Below are 20,264 nucleotides of genomic sequence, written 5' to 3'. Positions count from 1 at the left end.
TCAAAACAGGAGCCAGACGATGAGCCACTATACCGACGCACTGACCCAGCTTGGCGCCAGCACCCCCCTGCCGCAATCGCCCGAGGAGGCGGTGCTGGAGCGCGTGCCCAATCCGCAGCCGGGCGAGACCTATGTCGTGCGCTTCACCCAGCCCGAGTTCACCAGCCTCTGCCCGCTGACGGGCCAGCCGGATTTCGCGCATCTGGTGATCGATTATGTGCCGGGCGACTGGCTGGTCGAATCCAAGTCGCTGAAGCTGTTCCTGGGCAGCTTTCGCAACCACGGCGCCTTCCACGAGGATTGCACCGTGGGCATCGGCAAGCGCATCGCCGGGCTGCTGGACCCGCGCTGGCTGCGGATCGGCGGCTATTGGTACCCGCGCGGCGGCATGCCGATCGACGTCTTCTGGCAGACCGGCGCCGTCCCCGAAGGTCTGTGGCTGCCCGATCAGGGTGTCGCCGGCTATCGTGGCCGGGGCTGAGGGCGCGGTTCGGCCGCAGAAAACGGGTGGCCGGAAAAGGGTCGGCGCTTGCGGGTGCGGGCCTGCGTTTCTATAGAGGGCGCATGGATTTTGCGGGCTTCGGCATACGAATTAGCGGCCCGGCGGCGTGATGTTTCGCACCGCCGGGATCTTTGCCGCCTGAATTCCTGATCCGACTGCCGGACCCAGCCCCAAGGAACGCTTCATGACCCCCGACTATCGCGACACCGTCTTTCTGCCGCAGACCGAGTTTCCCATGCGCGCGGGCCTGCCGCAGCGCGAGCCGGAATGGCTGGAGCGCTGGTCCCGCATCGGCATCTATGACCGGCTGCGCGAGCGGGCGGCCGCGGGGGGGCGGGTGCCCTTCGTGCTGCATGACGGCCCGCCCTATGCCAACGGCCACCTGCATATCGGCCACGCGCTGAACAAGACGATCAAGGACATCATCGTGCGCAGCCACCAGATGATGGGCCGCGATGCGCGATACGTGCCCGGTTGGGACTGCCACGGCCTGCCGATCGAGTGGAAGATCGAGGAGAAGTACCGCAAGGAAGGCCGCGACAAGGATGCGGTCGACGTGGTCGAGTTCCGCCAGGAATGCCGGCGCTTTGCCGATGAGTGGGTGGACATCCAGCGCGACGAGTTCCAGCGGCTTGGCATCACCGGGGCCTGGGACCGCCCCTATCTGACCATGGACTTCCACGCCGAGGCGGTGATCGCGGCCGAGTTCATGAAGCTCTTGATAAACGGCAGCCTTTATCAGGGGTCGAAGCCCGTGATGTGGTCGTCCGTGGAAAAGACCGCCCTGGCCGAGGCCGAGGTGGAATATCACGACCACACCAGCCACACGATCTGGGTGCGGTTCGGGGTGGCGTCCCAATCGGAGTTCGCGCCGCTGGACGGCTGCATGCGCACCGACCTGCTGGAGGCATCGGTGGTGATCTGGACCACGACGCCCTGGACGATCCCGCAGAACCGGGCCGTCGCCTTCAATCCGCAGATCGCCTATGGCCTCTACGAGGTCACCGAGGCGGCGGAAAATGCCACGGCCAAGGTCGGAGAGCATATCGTGCTGGCCGATGCGCTGGCCCCATCCGTGATGGGTGCAGCGAAGGTCACGGGCCACAGCCGCCTGCGGACGGTGGGAGCCGATGAACTGGCCGCGCTGGTCCTGGCTCACCCCCTGCGCGGAGTCGAGGGGGGGCTGGGCGAGTGGGATTACGATGTCCCCATGCTGCCTGGCGATCATGTGACGGACGACGCCGGCACGGGGTTCGTGCATACCGCGCCCAGCCATGGCGACGACGACTATCAAATGGGCCTGCGCTTCAAGCTGCCGATGACCTACAATGTCGAGCCTGACGGCAGCTATCGCCGGGACCTGCCGCTGTTTGGGGGAGAGGCGATCATCGCGCCCGATGGCAAGGACGGCCCGGCCAATGTCAGCGTCATCAAGCAGCTGGCCTGGGCCGGGGCGCTGCTGGCCAAGGGCAAGATCAAGCACAGCTATCCGCACAGCTGGCGGTCCAAGGCGCCGCTGATCTATCGCAACACGCCGCAGTGGTTCGCCGCCATCGACAAGCCGCTGGACGACGGTCTGGGAAGCCATGGCGACACGATCCGCACCCGCGCGCTGACCTCGATCGACAAGCTGGTGAAGTGGTGGCCGCAGACCGGGCGCAACCGCATCCATTCGATGGTCGAGAACCGCCCGGACTGGGTGCTGTCGCGCCAGCGGGCCTGGGGCGTGCCGTTGACCTGCTTTGTCAAGAAGGGCGCCAAGCCCACGGACGACGACTTCCTGCTGCGCGATCCGCGCGTGAACGACCGCATCGTGGCGGCCTTTGAACAGGACGGCGCCGATGTCTGGTATCGCGCGGGCTTCAAGGCGCAGATGCTGGACGGCATCGTGAACCCGGACGATTACGACCAGGTCACCGATGTGCTGGACGTCTGGTTCGACAGCGGCTCGACCCATGCCTTCGTGCTGCGCGACCGCGAGGACGGCACGCCCGACGGCATCGCCGACCTGTACCTGGAGGGCACGGACCAGCATCGCGGCTGGTTCCAGTCCTCGCTGCTGCAGGCCAGCGCCACCAAGGGCCGCGCCCCCTATCGCAACGTCGTCACGCATGGCTTCACGCTGGACGAGAAGGGCATGAAGATGTCCAAGTCGCTTGGCAATACCATCGTGCCCGCCAAGGTGATCGAACAATACGGCGCCGACATCCTGCGCCTGTGGGTGGCGCAGGCGGATTACACCGCCGACCAGCGCATCGGCCCCGAGATCCTGAAAGGCACCGCCGACAGCTATCGCCGGCTGCGCAACACACTGCGCTTCCTGCTGGGCGCATTGGCGGATTGGGATGAGGCCGAGCGGCTGCCGGCCGACCGGATGCCCGAGTTGGAACAGTGGGTGCTGCACCGGCTGGCGCAGCTGGATCACCAGGTACGCCGGGGCTATGAGACCTTCGACTTCCAGGGTGTGTTCCAGACGCTGTTCCAGTTCTGCACAGTGGACATGTCGGCCTTCTATTTCGACATCCGCAAGGACGCGCTGTATTGCGACGCGCCCGACAGCCCGCGCCGCCGCGCCGCGCGGACGGTCCTGGACATCCTGTTCCACCGCCTGGTGACCTGGCTGGCGCCGATCCTGCCCTTCACCATGGAGGATGTCTGGCTGTCGCGCTTTCCGTCCGCGGATGACAGCGTGCATCTGCACGATTTCCCCGCGACCCCGGCCGACTGGCTGAACGAGCCCTTGGCCGCGAAATGGGACCATGTCCGCCGCGCCCGCCGCGTCGTGACCGCCGCGCTGGAGGTGAAGCGGACCGACAAGACCATCGGCGCCAGCCTGGAGGCGGCGCCGGTCGTCCATGTCGAGGAGCCCGAGATGCTGGCCGCGCTGAAATCGGTGGCCTTCGCCGATATCTGCATCACCTCGGACCTGTCGCTGACCCGTGATCCGGCGCCGCAGGAGGCCTTTCGCATGGCCGAGGCCCCCGGCATCGGCGTGGTCTTCGAGCCGGCCGAGGGCGACAAGTGCCAGCGCTGCTGGAAGATCCTGCCCGACGTGGGCAGCCATTCCCATCCGGGCGTCTGCGCCCGCTGCGACGAGGTTCTGAGCCATGGTTGAGGAAAACCGCTACCTCCCCGCCGCCGACCGCTATGCTTCCATGGAATATCGCCGCTGCGGGCTTTCTGGGTTGAAGCTGCCGGCGATCAGCCTGGGGCTGTGGCACAATTTCGGCCATGACACGCTCCACCAGACCAAGCGCGACATCTGCCGCACGGCCTTTGACCTGGGGATCACACATTTCGACCTGGCCAACAACTATGGCCCACCGCCGGGCAGCGCCGAGGAGGCCTTTGGAGAGATCCTGCGGACCGATTTCGCCGGTTATCGCGACCAGCTGATCGTCAGCAGCAAGGCCGGCTATGACATGTGGCCCGGCCCCTATGGCGAGATGGGCAGCCGGAAATACCTGATCGCTTCCTGCGACCAGTCGCTGAAGCGGATGGGGCTGGACTATGTCGACATCTTCTATTCGCACCGCTTCGACCCCGACACGCCCCTGGAGGAGACCATGGGCGCGCTGGACCACATCGTGCGGTCGGGACGCGCGCTTTACGTGGGCATCAGCAGCTATAACAGCGCCCGCAGCCGCGAGGCGGCGGCGATCCTGAAGGACCTGGGCACGCCCTGCCTGATCCACCAGCCCAGCTACAACATGCTGAACCGGTGGGTGGAAAATGACGGGCTGCTGGACACGCTGGATGAACTGGGGATGGGCAGCATCGTCTTCACGCCGCTGGCGCAGGGGATGCTGACGGGGAAATACCTCAAGGGCATTCCCGCCGACAGCCGCGCGGCGCAGGGCAAGTCGCTGTCGCCCGACTGGCTGAGCCAGGACATGATCGAGCGCCTGAACGGTCTGAACGACCTGGCCTTGGATCGGGGGCAGACGCTGGCGCAGATGGCGGTCGCCTGGACGCTGCGCGGCGGGCGCGTGACCAGCGCGCTGATCGGTGCCTCGCGGGCCGAGCAGGTGCGCGACTGCGTGGGCGCCTTGGGCAACCTGGAGTTCACGGATGACGAGCTGGCCCGGATCGACCAGCTGTCGGCCAAGGGCGACGTGAACATCTGGGCCCGGTCCTCGGAAGGGGCAGGGGCCTGACGGCCCGCTAGACCAGCCACCAGCCGCGGCTCTTCAACTGGTGGCGGATCTGCCGTTCCGGCAGCGGGCCGCTGTGGCCGGCAAAGATCGGGCGCACCTTGCTGCGGCCCTTTTCCTGGTAGATCAGCTTGCGTGCGGGTTCCCATTCGCGCAGCAGCCGCTTGATCTCCTTCGGGGCGACCACGCGCTCTAGCACCTCCATCGCATGATCTCCCTGTTGCGCGTAAAGCAGCGGCAGGCGGCGATAATGGCAGGTCACGGCGCCGTCCAGCCCGTCCAGTTCGGGGCCGGGACGGCCGCCCCCCAGGCTGTGGATCACCACGGGCAGCACGGCCTGATCCAGCCAGGGTTCCATCGCCTGGCAGGCCAGCGCATCATGCGGATCGTCGCGCAGCGCCCGCGCCCAGTCCAGAAACCGGCGCCCGAATTCACCCGGGTCGGCGCCGAAGAACCAGCCCGCGTTGAAATAGAGGTACCGCTCCCAGTGCTCGTCGGGCTGGGTTAGGTCCAGGCTGCTGTGGAAGTCTTGGCCAAAGCGGTCGTAGATCGACTTCCAGATCCCGCCATAGCCCGGCCCGTAGAGGGGCGGCTGCGGCCAGGTCGCCTCGCGCCGCATCGAGGCCGAGGGCCGGGCAAAGTCGAAGCGCACCTGGTCCAGGGGGCCGGTGATCAGCGTGTCGGTGTCGAAGAAGATGAAGGGCTCGTTTTCCGGCAGCAGCGCCAGCGCCTCGATCTTGTTGCCCTGCGGATAGGCGGCGCCGAAATGCCGCGCGGTGAAGGGGGTGATCTCCGCCCCCATCTGCATCAGCAGGTCCCGGCAGCCGTCCGAGATCTGGGTCCGGTGATCCTGCCATGCCCCTTCGGGACGGGGTTCGGCCAGAATGACGCGGCCGCACCAACCGGGCGCGCTGGCCCTCAGGCTGGCCATGAAGATCAGTGCCTCGAATTCCAGCCGTCCGGCTTGGGCCACGATCAGCAGATTGGGAAAGGTCTGTCTGTGCTGCATCGCCGCGCCCGAACCGTCCGTTGTTCGCGCGCAGCCTAGCCGCCGGACTTGGGGTGCAAAAGCCCCTGTGGCGCCATCGACCGTGGCGGCCGGCACACCACTGAACCAGGAATGAGGGGAAAGTGGTGGGCGACCCTGGAATCGAACCAGGCGTGGGTCTCCCCGGCGGAGTTACAGTCCGCTGCCGCACCTTGCAGCACGTCGCCCGCCGATCGCTTTCGGCGTGGGCGGTGATTAGCCGCCCCGCCAGGGGGCGTCAAGCAGATTTCCGAAGGCACATTTCGGGGGCTTGCGTGATCGCGCCCGCACGCGCAGAGAGACGGGGCAGGAAAGGAGGCCCCCGATGGCCGAAAGGACCCCCAAATCCAAGAAGCCCGCATGGGTGATCGACAAGGAACGTGGCCGCCGCGCCGCCGCGGCCGAGACGGTGTGGCTGTTCGGGCTGCACGCTGTGCGGGACGCCCTGGCCAATCCTGAACGGGAAAAGCTGCGCCTGGTGGTGACCCAGAACGCACTGACACGCCTCGGGGACCTGCACGGGATGGAGCCCGAGGTGACCGACCCGCGCATCTTTGACAAGGCCGTGCCGCTGGCCGTCGAAAGCGTGCACCAAGGGGCCGCGCTGGAGGTGAAGCCGCTGAAATGGGGCAGCCTCAGCGAGGTTGCGTTGCGCGAGGCGCCCGGCGAGACACGGCCGCTGCTGGTGGCGCTGGACCGGGTGACCGACCCCCACAATGTCGGCGCCATCCTGCGTTCGGCCGAGGTCTTTGGCGCGCGCGCGGTGATCGCACCTGCCCGCCATTCCGCGCCTGAGACCGGGGCGCTGGCCAAGACCGCCTCGGGGGCGCTGGAGCGTCAGCCCTATCTGCGCGTGCCGAACCTGGCCGAGGCGCTGACCCAGCTGAAGAACATGGGCTTCATCCTGGTGGGCCTGGACGGGACGGGCAGCGAGTCCCTGCCTGACCTGATGACCCGGCTGTCGGGACGCGCGATCTGCCTTGTGCTGGGCGCCGAAGGGCCGGGGATGCGCGAATTGACGGTCAAGACCTGCGACCACGTGGCGCGCATCCCCTTCGCGGCGGATTTCGGATCGCTGAACGTGTCGAACGCGGCGGCGGTCTCACTTTATGCCGCGGGGCGTGCCTGAACATCACATCCCTGCGACGTTCCTGCCCGGCGCGTTGAGATTCGGGACGACTGCTGCCAAGTAGGCGTCAACCCCGTATTGATCGAGTCACCATGCGCAACCTTGTCCTGCCCCTCCTCCTGGCGATCCTGCCCGCGCTGCCTGCCGCGGCGCAGGACTGGGCCCTGGGGGGCTTTGATGCGGTCGGCTATGTGCAGAGCGGGCGCCCGATCCCGGGGCGCGGTGACATCGCGACCATGTGGAAGGGGCAGGTCTGGCATTTCGTCTCGGAAGAGAATCGCTTGCGCTTCGAGGCCGATCCGCGGTCCTTCGCGCCCCGGTTTGATGGGATGTGCCCCGTCTCGATCGTGGAAGGGCGCCCAGAGCCGGGGGATCCGCGTTTCTTCGCGGTCATTGCCGGCGATCTCTATCTGTTCCGGTCGGACGCGGCCGAACGGCAAGTGAAGCAGGATCCGGCGCGGATCCTGGACCAGGCAGAGGCTGCTTGGGGCGGAAACTGAAGGCCGAGCTTTCATAATCACAAAAGCGCGATCGCTCTGGAACTTTTCCAAGGTGATGCCCATTTACACATGCAGGACATGACCCCGGAACGGTCATGTTCGGATCACTGTCCCTCGTTCCGCCACTTGCGCCCGGCCACCCTGTGGACCGGGCGCCTTTTCTATGCAAGATTGCCGCAACCACAGGCTGCGGGATCAGGGGGGAGACGGATATGGAGATCGCGTTGGAGGAAGATCAGGACATCGCCCGCATCGCGCGGACCATCAAGGTGGTCGCGATGGTAGGCCTGTCGCCGAACGAGGCGCGGCCCAGCTGGGGTGTGGCGCGCTATCTGCAGGCCCGCGGCATCCGCGTGATCCCTGTCAATCCCGGCCATGCCGGCCACAAGATCCTGGGCGAGACGGTCCACGCGAGCCTTGCCGATATCCCGGATGAGGCCGGCGTGCAGATGGTCGATATCTTCCGCCGTTCGGACGCCGTCGCGGGGATTGTCGACGAGGCGCTGGCCCAGCTGCCGGACCTGACGGTCATCTGGACCCAGCTGGGCGTGCGCGACGACCGCGCCGCCGAACGCGCGCGCCAAGCCGGCAAGATCGTGATCCAGGACCGCTGCCCCAAGATCGAGTTTCCCCGCTATCCGTGAGCGGAGGTTGAGGGCCGATATCTGCTTGACGGGGGCGTCCGGCGCGCCTAATCAGGCCCCACCTCAGGGGTATAGCTCAGTTGGTAGAGCATCGGTCTCCAAAACCGAGGGTCGTGGGTTCGAGTCCCCCTGCCCCTGCCAGGTCCTTCCGTCAGATACGCCGCCCGCCGGGCGAGATGTCGGTCAGGCTTGAAATGCCGGTGCAGGCCGGATAGATCAGCGCCTGCACTTGCCCAAGGAGCCCACCCGTGGCCAATCCCGTCCAGTTCATCAACCAGGTCCGTGCCGAGGCCGCCAAGATCACCTGGCCCACGCGCCGCGAGGTGATCACCACGACCATCATGGTCATGATCTTTGCCTCGATCACCAGCCTGTTCTTTTTCCTGGTCGACCTGGCGATCCGCACCGGCCTGACCCAGGGGCTGCGGCTGATCAGCGGCTGATCGGGGCTTGCATTTGGGCCGCAGGGGCGGTATCTGCCCACGACTGTCCGGAAAGCGGCGTGCATCGGAATCGCATGCGCGCCGATTTCAGTTTTTCGGACATACAGGAATTCAAGGGGTTGGCGCGGCATCCGCGTGATTCCCCAAAAGATGAGCAGGGGTCGATCGAGACATGGCAAAGCGTTGGTATTCGGTCAGCGTCCTGTCGAACTTCGAAAAGAAGGTCGCCGAGGCGATTCGTCAGGCCGTCGCCGAGAAGGGTCTGGAAGAGCAGATCGACGAGGTGCTGGTTCCGACCGAGGAAGTGATCGAGATCCGCCGCGGCAAGAAGGTCACCTCGGAGCGTCGCTTCATGCCGGGCTATGTGCTGGTGCACATGGACATGTCGGACCGCACCTATCACCTGGTCAATTCGATCAACCGCGTCACCGGTTTCCTCGGCGCGCAGGGCAAGCCCATGCCGATGCGCGACGACGAGGTGAACGCGATGCTGAACCGCTCGGTCGACGGCGAACCCGCCGCGCCGCGCAACCTGATCCGCTTTGACGTGGGCGAGAAGGTGAACGTGACCGACGGTCCGTTCGAGGGCTTCTCGGGCATGGTCGAGGAAGTGGACGAGATTTCGTCGCGCGTGAAGGTCACCGTGTCGATCTTTGGCCGGCCGACGCCGGTCGAACTGGAATTCACGCAGGTTTCCAAGACCGCGTGATTGGCTGCGGGAGGCGCCGGTCCTTCGGGACAGGGGCCGCACCGCTAAATCGGCCCCGTTCGCGGGCTTGATGATGAAGGAGAAGGCCAGATGGCCAAGAAAGTAGTTGGCAGCCTCAAGCTGCAGATCAAGGCGGGTCAGGCGAACCCGTCGCCCCCCGTCGGCCCCGCACTGGGTCAGCGCGGCATCAACATCATGGCTTTCTGCAAGGAGTTCAACGCTCGCACGCAGGAGATGGAGCAGGGTTCGCCCGTGCCCGTCGTGATCACCTATTACGCCGACAAGTCGTTCAGCTTCGAGACGAAGACGCCCCCGGCGTCCTTCCTGCTGAAGAAGGCCGCCGGCCTGAAGCCGGTGGGCAAGCGCAACCGCGCCAAGGGTTCGGACAAGCCTGGCCGTACGAACGCCGGTTCGGTGACCGTCAAGCAGGTGCGCGAGATCGCCGAAGCCAAGATGGCCGACCTGTCCGCGAACGACGTCGAAGCCGCGATGAAGATCATCGTCGGTTCCGCCCGGTCGATCGGTATCGAGGTGAGGGGCTGATCATGGCAAAGTTTTCCAAGAAGAAGACCGCGGCACGCGCCGCCTTCGAAGGTAAGTCCAACCTGACCGTCGAGGACGCGATCAAGCTGGTCAAGACCTCGGCCTCGGCCAAGTTCGACGAAACCGTCGAGATCGCGCTGAACCTGGGCGTCGACCCGCGCCATGCCGACCAGATGGTCCGCGGTGTGGTCACGCTGCCCGCAGGCACCGGCAAGGACGTCCGCGTCGCCGTCTTCGCCCGTGGTCCCAAGGCTGACGAAGCCAAGGCCGCCGGTGCGGACATCGTCGGCGCCGAGGACCTGATGGAGACGATCCAGTCCGGCAAGATCGAGTTCGACCGTTGCATCGCGACGCCGGACATGATGCCGCTGGTCGGCCGTCTGGGCAAGATCCTGGGCCCGCGCAACCTGATGCCGAACCCCAAGGTCGGCACCGTGACCATGGACGTGACCGGTGCGGTCAACGCCGCCAAGGGCGGCGAGGTCCAGTTCAAGGCCGAGAAGGCGGGCGTCGTCCATGCCGGCATCGGCAAGGTCTCGTTCGACGAGGACAAGCTGGCCCAGAACCTGCGCGCCTTCGTGGACGCGGTCAGCCGCGCCAAGCCCACGGGCGCGAAGGGGACCTACATGAAGAAGGTCTCGATCAGCTCGACCATGGGGCCGGGCGTGTCGGTGGACGTCGTCTCGGCGACCGCCAACTGAGAATTTCCTGGCCGCAAGGTCGGGGATGACGGGGCAGCCGCAAGCCGCCCCGTCCTGTCCGAGACGGAGGGTGCGGGGAAACCCGCTTAATGTCCTTCCTGAGATGGGGAAGCATTTTTCCGAAGGTCCAGACCTTCGGGTGATCTTGCCCTAGCGGACCCGACCCGGTCCCATTCGAGACCGGGAAAAGTGAGAGCGGGGGGAAACCCCCTACTTGGAGTGAAACCGTGGATAGAGCACAAAAAGAACAGGTGGTCGACGAACTCGGCCAGATCTTTGAAAGCTCTGGCGTCGTGGTGGTTGCCCACTACGAGGGGATGACGGTTGCACATATGCAGGACCTGCGGGCGCGCATGCGCGAAGCCGGCGGTTCCGTTCGCGTTGCCAAGAACAAGCTCGCCAAGATCGCCCTGGAAGGTAAGCCCTGCGCAAGCATCGCCGACTACCTGACGGGCATGACCGTGATCACCTATTCGGAAGATCCGACCGCTGCGGCCCGGATCGCCGACAAGTACGCCAAGGACAACGATCGTTTCGTGATCCTGGGCGGTGCCATGGGTGACTCGGCGCTGGACCCCGCCGGTGTGAAAGCCGTCGCCTCGATGCCGTCGCGTGAAGAGCTCATCGCTCAGATCGTGTCCTGCCTCGGTGCGCCTGCCTCCAACATCGCCGGTGCCATTGGCGCGCCTGCTTCGAACATCGCGAGCATCCTCACGACCCTCGAGGAACGTGAGGCTGCGTAAGCAACCCGATCCCTGCGTGTGGTTGAAGACCCGACGTTGGAACACTAACTGGAAAGAACGGAAAAATGGCTGACTTGAAACAACTCGCCGAACAAATCGTGGGCCTGACCCTGCTGGAAGCCCAGGAACTGAAGACCATCCTGAAAGACGAATACGGCATCGAGCCGGCCGCCGGTGGCGCCGTCATGATGGCCGGCCCGGCCGCAAGCGCCGAAGCCGAAGAAGAAAAGACCGAGTTCGACGTCGTCCTGACCGACGCCGGCGCCAACAAGATCAACGTGATCAAGGAAGTGCGCGGCATCACCGGTCTGGGCCTGAAAGAAGCCAAGGACCTGGTCGAAGCCGGTGGCAAGGTCAAGGAAGGCGCTTCCAAAGCCGACGCAGAAGAGATCAAGAAGAAGCTCGAAGCGGCTGGCGCCAAGGTCGAGCTGAAGTAATCGGTCGCAAGACCGTTGTCGAAAGGGCAGGGTCCGGGATTTCCCGGTCCCTGCCGAACCTGTCTTGAAGGGCGGTTTCCTTGCCAGACCTTCCTTCAGGGCATGTTCGAGGTTCGGGAGCCGCGCGGTGGGACGCGTGGCACGAATGGAACCTCACCCCTGCATTCGTAGGCCCGTTCCGGGTGCCCCGATCCGGAACGCGCGCGAAGACGAAAGGTGACTAGACCCCATGGCGCAAGCTTATGTCGGCCAAAAGCGTATCCGGCGCTACTATGGCAACATCCGTGAAGTTCTGGAGATGCCGAACCTGATCGAGGTTCAGAAATCCTCCTATGACCTGTTCCTGAACTCGGGCGAGGGGACCGGCCACAACGATGGCGACGGCATCCAGGGGGTGTTCCAGTCGGTCTTCCCGATCAAGGATTTCAACGAGACCGCGACGCTGGAGTTCGTGAAATACGAGCTGGAGCGCCCGAAATACGACGTGGACGAGTGCCAGCAGCGCGACATGACCTATGCCGCGCCGCTGAAGGTCACCCTGCGTCTGATCGTGTTCGATGTCGACGAGAACACCGGGGCGAAATCCGTCAAGGACATCAAGGAGCAGGACGTCTTCATGGGCGACATGCCCCTGATGACCCAGAACGGCACGTTCATCGTGAACGGCACTGAACGCGTGGTCGTCAGCCAGATGCACCGTTCGCCCGGCGTGTTCTTCGACCATGACCGCGGCAAGACCCATTCCTCGGGCAAGCTGCTGTTCGCCTGCCGGATCATTCCCTATCGCGGCAGCTGGCTCGACTTTGAATTCGACGCCAAGGACCTGGTGTTCGCGCGGATCGACCGTCGCCGGAAGCTGCCTGTGACGACGCTGCTCTATGCCCTTGGCATGGATCAGGAAGCCATCATGGATTCCTTCTATGAAACGGTCAGCTACACCCTGCGTCGTGAGGGGCGCGAGCAGGGCTGGGTCACCCGTTTCTTCCCCGAGCGCGTGCGCGGCACTCGTCCTGCCTATGACCTGGTGAACGCTGATACCGGCGAAGTCATCACCAAGGCCGGCGAAAAGGTCACGCCCCGCCTGGTCAAGAAGCTGCTGGAAACGGAAGGACAGCTGAACCTGTTCGTTCCGTTCGAGCGCATCGTCGGCCGCTTTGTCGCCAAGGATCTGGTCAACGACCAGACCGGCTTCATCTATGCCGAGGCCGGTGACGAGATCACCGCTGAGTACAACAAGGACGGCGAGCTGTCGGGCGGCCTGCTGAAGGTCCTGCTGGACAACGACATCACCGAGGTCCCGGTTCTGGACATCGACCATGTCAACGTGGGTCCCTACATCCGCAACACCATGGCAGCGGACAAGAACTTGGGCCGCGAAGGCGCGCTGATGGACATCTATCGCGTCATGCGCCCGGGCGAGCCGCCCACCGTCGAGGCCGCGCAGACCCTGTTCAACAGCCTGTTCTTTGACAGCGAGCGCTATGACCTTTCGGCTGTCGGCCGGGTCAAGATGAACATGCGCCTGGACCTGGACGCACCTGACACGCAGCGCACGCTGCGCCCCGAGGACATCGTGGCCTGCGTTCACGGCCTGGTGGAACTGCGCGACGGCAAGGGCGAGATCGACGACATCGACCATCTGGGCAACCGCCGGGTGCGTTCGGTCGGCGAGCTGATGGAGAACCAGTACCGCGTCGGCCTGCTGCGCATGGAGCGTGCCATCCGCGAACGCATGTCGGGCGTCGAGATCGACACCGTCATGCCGCAGGACCTTATCAACGCCAAGCCGGCGGCGGCGGCGGTTCGTGAATTCTTCGGCTCCAGCCAGCTGTCGCAGTTCATGGACCAGACCAACCCCTTGTCGGAAGTGACGCACAAGCGGCGCCTGTCGGCCCTGGGGCCGGGCGGTCTGACGCGCGAGCGTGCAGGTTTCGAGGTTCGCGACGTTCACCCGACCCATTACGGCCGGATGTGCCCGATCGAGACGCCCGAAGGCCAGAACATCGGTCTGATCAACAGCCTTGCGACCTTCGCACGCGTGAACAAGTACGGCTTCATCGAAACCCCGTACCGCAAGGTGATCGAGGGCAAGGTGACCGACGACGTCGTCTACATGTCGGCGACCGAGGAAATGCGCCACACCGTGGCGCAGGCCAACGCGACGCTGGATAACGAAGGCAACTTCGTGGACGAGCTGATCTCGACCCGTCAGGCGGGCGATTTCATGCTGAACCCGGTGGATGCGGTCGATCTGATCGACGTGTCGCCCAAGCAGCTGGTCTCGGTCGCCGCGGCGCTGATCCCGTTCCTCGAGAACGACGACGCCAACCGCGCGCTGATGGGGTCGAACATGCAGCGTCAGGCCGTGCCGCTTCTGCGCGCCGAGGCCCCCTTTGTGGGCACCGGCATGGAAGCGACCGTGGCCCGCGACTCGGGTGCGGCCATCATGGCGCGGCGCGGCGGCATCATCGACCAGGTCGATGCGCAGCGGATCGTGGTCCGGGCGACCGAGAACATGGGTTCGGGCGATGCGGGCGTGGACATCTATCGTCTGCGCAAGTTCAAGCGGTCGAACCAGTCCTCGACCATCAACCAGCGTCCGCTGGTCAAGGTGGGCGAGAAGGTCGTGGCCAACCAGGTCATCGCGGACGGTCCGTCCACCGATCAGGGTGAACTGGCCATCGGTCGGAACGTGGTCGTCGCGTTCATGCCCTGGAACGGCTACAACTACGAGGACTCGATCCTGATCAGTGAGCGGATCCACCGCGACGACGTGTTCACCTCGATCCATATCGACGAATACGAAGTGGCGGCCCGCGACACCAAGCTTGGGCCCGAGGAGATCACCCGCGACATCCCGAACGTCGGCGAAGAAGCACTGCGCAACCTCGACGAGGCGGGCATCGTCTATATCGGCGCCGAGGTCGGGCCGGGCGACATCCTGGTGGGCAAGATCACCCCCAAGGGCGAAAGCCCGATGACGCCGGAAGAAAAGCTGCTGCGCGCCATTTTCGGTGAAAAGGCGTCCGATGTTCGCGACACCTCGCTGCGTCTGCCGCCAGGTGCCTATGGCACCATCGTCGAGGTGCGGGTCTTCAACCGCCACGGTGTGGACAAGGACGAGCGCGCGCTGCAGATCGAGCGCGAGGAAGTCGAGCGTCTGGCCCGCGACCGTGACGACGAACAGGCGATCCTGGACCGCAACATCTATGCGCGTCTCAAGACCCTGATCCTGGGCAAAACGGCGCTGAAGGGTCCGAAGGGCCTGAAGGCCAACAGCGAGATCACCGAGGACCTGCTGGGCACGTTGTCGCGCGGCCAGTGGTGGCAGCTGGCCGTGTCCGAGGAGGATATCGCCAAGGAAGTCGAGGCGCTGAACGGCCAGTACGACACCCAGAAGAAGCTGCTGGAGGCTCGCTTCGAGGACAAGGTCGAGAAGGTCCGTCAGGGTGACGATCTGCCCCCGGGCGTGATGAAGATGGTCAAGGTCTTTGTCGCGGTGAAGCGCAAGCTGCAGGCCGGCGACAAGATGGCTGGTCGTCACGGCAACAAGGGCGTCGTGTCCAAGGTGGTTCCGATGGAGGACATGCCGTTCCTGGCGGACGGCACCCCCGTCGACTTGGTTCTGAACCCTCTGGGCGTGCCCTCGCGCATGAACGTGGGCCAGATCCTGGAAACCCACATGGGCTGGGCAAGCCGCGCCTTGGGCCTCAAGATCGACGAGGCGCTGGAAGATTATCGCCGCAATGGCGACATGACCCCGGTCCGTGAGGCGATGCGCATCGGCTATGGTGACGAGCTCTATGCCGAGATGTTCGACAGCCTGGACGACGAGACGCTGCGCGAGCACGCCGGAACGGTGCGCACGGGTGTGCCGATCGCGACGCCGGTCTTCGACGGTGCCAAGGAGGCCGACGTGAACGACGCACTGACGCGTGCCGGGTTCGACACCTCGGGTCAGTCGGTGGTGTTCGATGGCCGCACGGGCGAGCAGTTCGCCCGCAAGGTCACCGTGGGGATGAAGTATGTCCTCAAGCTGCACCACCTGGTGGATGACAAGATGCACGCCCGTTCCACGGGTCCGTACAGCCTTGTCACGCAGCAGCCCCTGGGCGGTAAGGCCCAGTTCGGTGGCCAGCGTCTTGGCGAGATGGAGGTCTGGGCGCTGGAAGCCTACGGTGCCGCCTACACGCTGCAGGAAATGCTGACCGTCAAGTCGGACGACGTTGCCGGCCGCACCAAAGTCTACGAGTCCATCGTCAAGGGCGAGGACAACTTCGAGGCTGGCGTGCCGGAATCGTTCAACGTGCTGGTCAAGGAGGTCCGGGGTCTGGGCCTCAACATGGAACTCCTGGATGCGGACGAGGAGGAGTGAGGGGGCATCCCCTCACCACCCCTTCCTCCGTGCCCTTCATTAGGAATTGAGAATGAACCAGGAACTCGCCACCAACCCCCTGAACCCGCTGGCCCCGCCGCGGCAGTTCAATGAAATCAAGATCTCGCTGGCCTCGCCCGAAGAAATTCTGGCTTGGTCCTTCGGCGAGGTGAAGAAGCCCGAGACGATCAACTATCGCACGTTCAAGCCCGAGCGTGACGGCCTGTTCTGCGCGCGCATCTTTGGTCCGATCAAGGACTATGAGTGCCTCTGCGGCAAGTACAAGCGCATGAAGTATCGCGGCCTGGTCTGCGAGAAATGCGGCGTAGAAGTGACCCTGCAAAAGGTCCGCCGCGAGCGGATGGGCCATATCGAACTGGCAGCGCCCGTCGCGCATATCTGGTTCCTGAAGTCGCTGCCGTCGCGCATCGGCCTGATGCTGGACATGACGCTGCGGGACCTAGAGCGGATCCTCTACTTCGAGAACTATGTCGTCATCGAGCCGGGTCTGACCGACCTGACCTATGGCCAGCTTCTGTCCGAGGAAGAGTACCTGGACGCGCAGGACAACTTTGGCGCCGACGCCTTCCAGGCGGATATCGGTGCGGAAGCCATCCGCGCGATGCTGGCCAATATCGACCTGGCGGCGACCGCCGACCAGCTGCGCGAGGACCTGAAGGCCGCCACCGGCGAACTGAAGCCCAAGAAGATCATCAAGCGCCTGAAGATCGTCGAGAGCTTCCTGGAATCGGGCAACCGGCCGGAATGGATGGTCCTGACCGTGATCCCGGTCATCCCGCCGGAACTGCGCCCGCTGGTCCCGCTGGACGGCGGCCGCTTCGCGACCTCGGACCTGAACGACCTCTATCGCCGGGTGATCAACCGGAACAACCGCCTCAAGCGGCTGATCGAGCTGCGTGCGCCCGACATCATCGTCCGCAACGAAAAGCGGATGCTGCAGGAATCGGTCGATGCGCTGTTCGACAACGGCCGTCGCGGCCGCGTCATCACGGGCAACAACCGTCGCCCGCTGAAGTCGCTGTCGGACATGCTGAAGGGCAAGCAGGGCCGCTTCCGCCAGAACCTTCTGGGCAAGCGCGTCGACTTCTCGGGTCGTTCGGTCATCGTGACCGGCCCCGAACTGAAGCTGCACCAGTGCGGCCTGCCCAAGAAGATGGCCCTGGAGCTGTTCAAGCCGTTCATCTACTCACGGCTTGAGGCGAAGGGTCTGTCCAGCACCGTCAAGCAGGCCAAGAAGCTGGTCGAGAAGGAGCGTCCCGAGGTTTGGGACATCCTGGACGAGGTCATCCGCGAGCACCCGGTCCTGCTGAACCGGGCGCCCACGCTGCACCGTCTTGGTATCCAAGCCTTCGAGCCGATCCTGATCGAGGGCAAGGCGATCCAGCTGCACCCGCTGGTCTGTTCGGCCTTCAACGCCGACTTCGACGGCGACCAGATGGCCGTGCACGTTCCGCTGTCGCTGGAAGCGCAGCTGGAAGCGCGCGTCCTGATGATGTCGACGAACAACGTGCTGTCGCCCGCCAACGGCGCGCCGATCATCGTGCCGTCGCAGGACATGGTTCTGGGCATCTATTACGTCACGATGATGCGTGAGGGCATGAAGGGCGAGGGCATGGCCTTTGCCAATGTGGACGAGGTCGAGCACGCCCTGGCCGCGGGCGAGGTGCATCTGCACGCCAAGATCACCGCGCGCATCAAGCAGATCGACGAGAACGGCAACGAGGTCCTCAAGCGCTACGAGACCACGCCGGGCCGGATGCGGGTCGGTGCGATCCTGCCGATGAACGCCAAGGCGCCCTTCGAGCTGGTGAACCGCCTGCTGCGCAAGAAGGACGTGCAGCACGTCATCGACACCGTCTACCGCTACTGCGGCCAGAAGGAATCGGTGATCTTCTGCGACCAGATCATGGGCCTTGGCTTCAAGGAGGCTTTCCGTGCCGGCATCAGCTTTGGCAAGGACGACATGGTCGTGCCCGACAACAAGTGGTCGATCGTCGAGGAGGTCCAGGACCAGGTCAAGGAATTCGAGCAGCAGTACCTGGACGGCCTGATCACCCAGGGCGAGAAGTACAACAAGGTCGTGGACGCCTGGTCGAAGTGCAACGACCGCGTGACCGAGGCCATGATGTCCACCATCTCGTCCAGCAAGCGGGACGAGAAGGGCGCCGAAATGGAGCCGAACTCAGTCTACATGATGGCGCATTCGGGCGCCCGTGGCTCAGTCAACCAGATGAAGCAGCTGGGCGGCATGCGCGGCCTGATGGCCAAGCCCTCCGGCGAGATCATCGAGACGCCCATCATCTCGAATTTCAAGGAAGGTCTGACCGTTCTTGAATACTTCAACTCGACCCACGGCGCCCGGAAGGGTCTGTCGGACACCGCGTTGAAGACGGCGAACTCGGGTTACCTGACCCGTCGCCTGGTCGACGTGGCCCAGGACTGCATCATCCGCGAGCACGACTGTGGCACCGAACGCGCGATCACGGCCTCGGCCGCGGTCAACGACGGCGAGGTCATCAGCCCGCTGAGCGAGCGCGTTCTGGGCCGGACCGCCGCCGAAGACGTGCTGGTTCCGGGCGAGGACGAGATCATCATCCGCGCCAACGAGGTGATCGACGAACGCAAGGCCGACGCCATCGAGGTGGCGGGCGTGCAGTCCGTGCGCATCCGGTCGGCCCTGACCTGCGAATCCGAGGACGGGATCTGCGCGCTGTGCTATGGCCGCGACCTGGCCCGCGGCACGCTGGTCAACATCGGCGAGGCTGTCGGCATCATCGCCGCGCAGTCGATCGGCGAACCCGGCACGCAGCTGACGATGCGGACCTTCCACATCGGCGGCATCGCGCAGGGTGGCCAGCAGTCGTTCCAGGCCGCCTCGCACGAGGGCACGGTCCAGTTCCGCAACGAAAGCATCCTGGCCAACGCCAATGGCGAGCAGGTCGTGATGTCGCGCAACATGCAGCTGATCGTCATGGACGACCAGGGGCAGGAACGCGCCAGCCACAAGCTGTTCTACGGCTCGAAGCTGTTCGTGAAGGAAGGCGAGCGCGTCATCCGCGGCGCCAAGCTGTTCGAATGGGACCCCTATACCCTGCCGATCATCGCGGAGAAGGGCGGCACGGCCAAGTTCGTCGACCTGATGTCGGGGATCTCGGTCCGCGACGAGACCGACGATGCGACCGGCATGACCCAGAAGATCGTGACCGACTGGCGGTCGGCGCCCAAGGGCAACGACCTCAAGCCCGAGATCATCATCATGGACGCCAGCGGCGAACCGGTGCGCAACGACCAGGGCAACCCGGTCAGCTATCCGATGTCGGTGGATGCCGTGCTGTCGGTCGAGGACGGCCAGGAGATCCGCCCGGGCGACGTGGTGGCGCGCATTCCGCGGGAAGGCGCCCGGACCAAGGACATCACCGGCGGTCTTCCCCGCGTGGCGGAACTGTTCGAGGCCCGTCGTCCCAAGGATCACGCGATCATCGCGGAAATCGACGGCTATGTGCGGTTCGGCAAGGACTACAAGAACAAGCGCCGCATCAGCATCGAGGCCGCCGAGGAAGGCGTCGCTCCGGTCGAGTACATGGTGCCCAAGGGCAAGCACATCCCGGTGCAGGAAGGCGACTTCGTGCAGAAGGGTGACTACATCATGGACGGCAACCCGGCGCCGCATGACATCCTGCGCATCATGGGGATCGAGGCCTTGGCCGACTATCTCATCGACGAGGTGCAGGACGTCTATCGACTGCAGGGCGTGAAGATCAACGACAAGCACATCGAGGTAATCGTTCGCCAGATGCTGCAGAAGATCGAGATCCTAGACAGCGGCGACACCACGCTGCTGAAGGGCGAGCACGTGGAGCGCGACGAGTTCGAGGAAGAGAACGCCAAGATCGAAGCGCGCGGGGGCCGCAGGGCCTCGGGCGAGCCGGTGCTGCTGGGCATCACCAAGGCTTCGCTGCAGACCCGCAGCTTCATCTCGGCGGCCTCGTTCCAGGAAACGACGCGGGTGCTGACCGAGGCGGCCGTTCAGGGCAAGCGCGACAAGCTTGTCGGCCTCAAGGAGAACGTCATCGTCGGCCGCCTGATCCCGGCCGGCACCGGTGGCGCGACCAGCCGCGTGCGCCGCATCGCGACCGAGCGGGATGCCGAGGTGATCGAGGCCCGTCGGGCCGAGGCCGAGGCGGCTGCCGCCCTGGCCGCGCCCGAGCCCACCATGGGCACCACGGCACCCGAGACGATGACCGACAGCGCGATCGCCGATCTGCCGGAGACCAACGGCGAGGAGTGATCCGACCCGCACGACCTGTGAAAGGCCCGGCCCCCAAGCCGGGCCTTT

15 protein-coding genes and 2 tRNA genes are annotated in these 20,264 nt (G+C 64.9%); 15 read left to right on the top strand and 2 right to left on the bottom strand.

What is annotated here, in order from left to right; genetic code table 11:
- Positions 1–19: 19 nt before the first annotated feature.
- From queF to mgrA, 3 genes are all read left to right on the top strand, one after another.
- Positions 20–481 (top strand): preQ(1) synthase, encoded by a 462-nt coding sequence (queF, locus tag ACZ2G3_RS12915; protein WP_470396426.1) that lies wholly within the window; start codon positions 20–22, stop codon positions 479–481.
- 205 nt (positions 482–686) lie between these two features.
- Positions 687–3,617, top strand: a complete 2,931-nt coding sequence (gene ileS / locus ACZ2G3_RS12910) for an isoleucine--tRNA ligase (RefSeq protein WP_470396425.1) — start codon at positions 687–689, stop codon at positions 3,615–3,617.
- Positions 3,610–4,659, top strand: coding sequence for an L-glyceraldehyde 3-phosphate reductase (gene mgrA / locus ACZ2G3_RS12905; protein WP_470396424.1), 1,050 nt, complete (start codon positions 3,610–3,612; stop codon positions 4,657–4,659). Before ileS ends, mgrA begins: the two co-directional genes overlap by 8 nt.
- A gap of 7 nt (positions 4,660–4,666) precedes the next feature.
- On the opposite strand, the gene ACZ2G3_RS12900 is transcribed toward mgrA, so the two are convergent.
- Together ACZ2G3_RS12900 and ACZ2G3_RS12895 are read right to left on the bottom strand one after the other, a co-directional pair.
- Positions 4,667–5,665: a hypothetical protein gene (locus ACZ2G3_RS12900; protein WP_470396423.1), complete on the bottom strand. Its 999-nt coding sequence runs from the start codon at positions 5,663–5,665 to the stop codon at positions 4,667–4,669.
- A 123-nt stretch (positions 5,666–5,788) separates the two neighbouring features.
- Positions 5,789–5,872 (bottom strand) — tRNA-Tyr (locus tag ACZ2G3_RS12895).
- A 136-nt stretch (positions 5,873–6,008) separates the two neighbouring features.
- Between ACZ2G3_RS12895 and rlmB the strand changes: the two genes are divergently transcribed.
- The 12 genes from rlmB (at position 6,009) to rpoC (ending at position 20,216) form a co-directional block, all read left to right on the top strand.
- The gene (rlmB, locus tag ACZ2G3_RS12890) at positions 6,009–6,812 is read left to right on the top strand and encodes a 23S rRNA (guanosine(2251)-2'-O)-methyltransferase RlmB (protein WP_470396422.1); all 804 of its coding nucleotides are present in this window, start codon (positions 6,009–6,011) and stop codon (positions 6,810–6,812) included.
- Between the two features lie 92 nt (positions 6,813–6,904).
- Positions 6,905–7,312 (top strand): YHS domain-containing (seleno)protein, encoded by a 408-nt coding sequence (locus ACZ2G3_RS12885; RefSeq protein ID WP_470396421.1) that lies wholly within the window; start codon positions 6,905–6,907, stop codon positions 7,310–7,312.
- 212 nt (positions 7,313–7,524) lie between these two features.
- Positions 7,525–7,956 (top strand): CoA-binding protein, encoded by a 432-nt coding sequence (locus tag ACZ2G3_RS12880; protein ID WP_470396420.1) that lies wholly within the window; start codon positions 7,525–7,527, stop codon positions 7,954–7,956.
- Positions 7,957–8,021: 65 nt separating this feature from the next.
- A tRNA-Trp gene (locus ACZ2G3_RS12875) sits at positions 8,022–8,097 on the top strand.
- 107 nt (positions 8,098–8,204) lie between these two features.
- Complete coding sequence (gene secE / locus ACZ2G3_RS12870; RefSeq protein ID WP_419270234.1) at positions 8,205–8,399, top strand: preprotein translocase subunit SecE; 195 nt, start codon at positions 8,205–8,207, stop codon at positions 8,397–8,399.
- Positions 8,400–8,571: 172 nt separating this feature from the next.
- Complete coding sequence (gene nusG / locus ACZ2G3_RS12865) at positions 8,572–9,108, top strand: transcription termination/antitermination protein NusG (protein WP_111302044.1); 537 nt, start codon at positions 8,572–8,574, stop codon at positions 9,106–9,108.
- 90 nt (positions 9,109–9,198) lie between these two features.
- A complete protein-coding gene (gene rplK / locus ACZ2G3_RS12860) occupies positions 9,199–9,651 on the top strand; it encodes a 50S ribosomal protein L11 (protein ID WP_419270232.1) in 453 nt (150 codons plus the stop codon).
- A gap of 2 nt (positions 9,652–9,653) precedes the next feature.
- Positions 9,654–10,352, top strand: a complete 699-nt coding sequence (gene rplA, locus ACZ2G3_RS12855) for a 50S ribosomal protein L1 (protein ID WP_111302046.1) — start codon at positions 9,654–9,656, stop codon at positions 10,350–10,352.
- Between the two features lie 227 nt (positions 10,353–10,579).
- Positions 10,580–11,095 carry a 50S ribosomal protein L10 gene (gene rplJ, locus ACZ2G3_RS12850; RefSeq protein WP_111302047.1) on the top strand — a complete coding sequence of 172 codons (516 nt, stop codon included), beginning with the start codon at positions 10,580–10,582 and terminating at the stop codon, positions 11,093–11,095.
- Positions 11,096–11,160: 65 nt separating this feature from the next.
- Complete coding sequence (gene rplL / locus ACZ2G3_RS12845) at positions 11,161–11,532, top strand: 50S ribosomal protein L7/L12 (RefSeq protein WP_419270230.1); 372 nt, start codon at positions 11,161–11,163, stop codon at positions 11,530–11,532.
- A 229-nt stretch (positions 11,533–11,761) separates the two neighbouring features.
- Positions 11,762–15,907: a DNA-directed RNA polymerase subunit beta gene (gene rpoB / locus ACZ2G3_RS12840; RefSeq protein ID WP_470396418.1), complete on the top strand. Its 4,146-nt coding sequence runs from the start codon at positions 11,762–11,764 to the stop codon at positions 15,905–15,907.
- Positions 15,908–15,959: 52 nt separating this feature from the next.
- Entirely contained in the window at positions 15,960–20,216 is a 4,257-nt protein-coding gene (rpoC, locus tag ACZ2G3_RS12835) for a DNA-directed RNA polymerase subunit beta' (RefSeq protein WP_470396416.1), read from the top strand.
- Positions 20,217–20,264 lie beyond the last annotated feature (48 nt).

The organism is Paracoccus sp. KKT209, from assembly GCF_055635455.1.
Note: the sequence above shows the minus strand (reverse complement) of the source record. Positions and strands in the feature narration are given on the sequence as shown.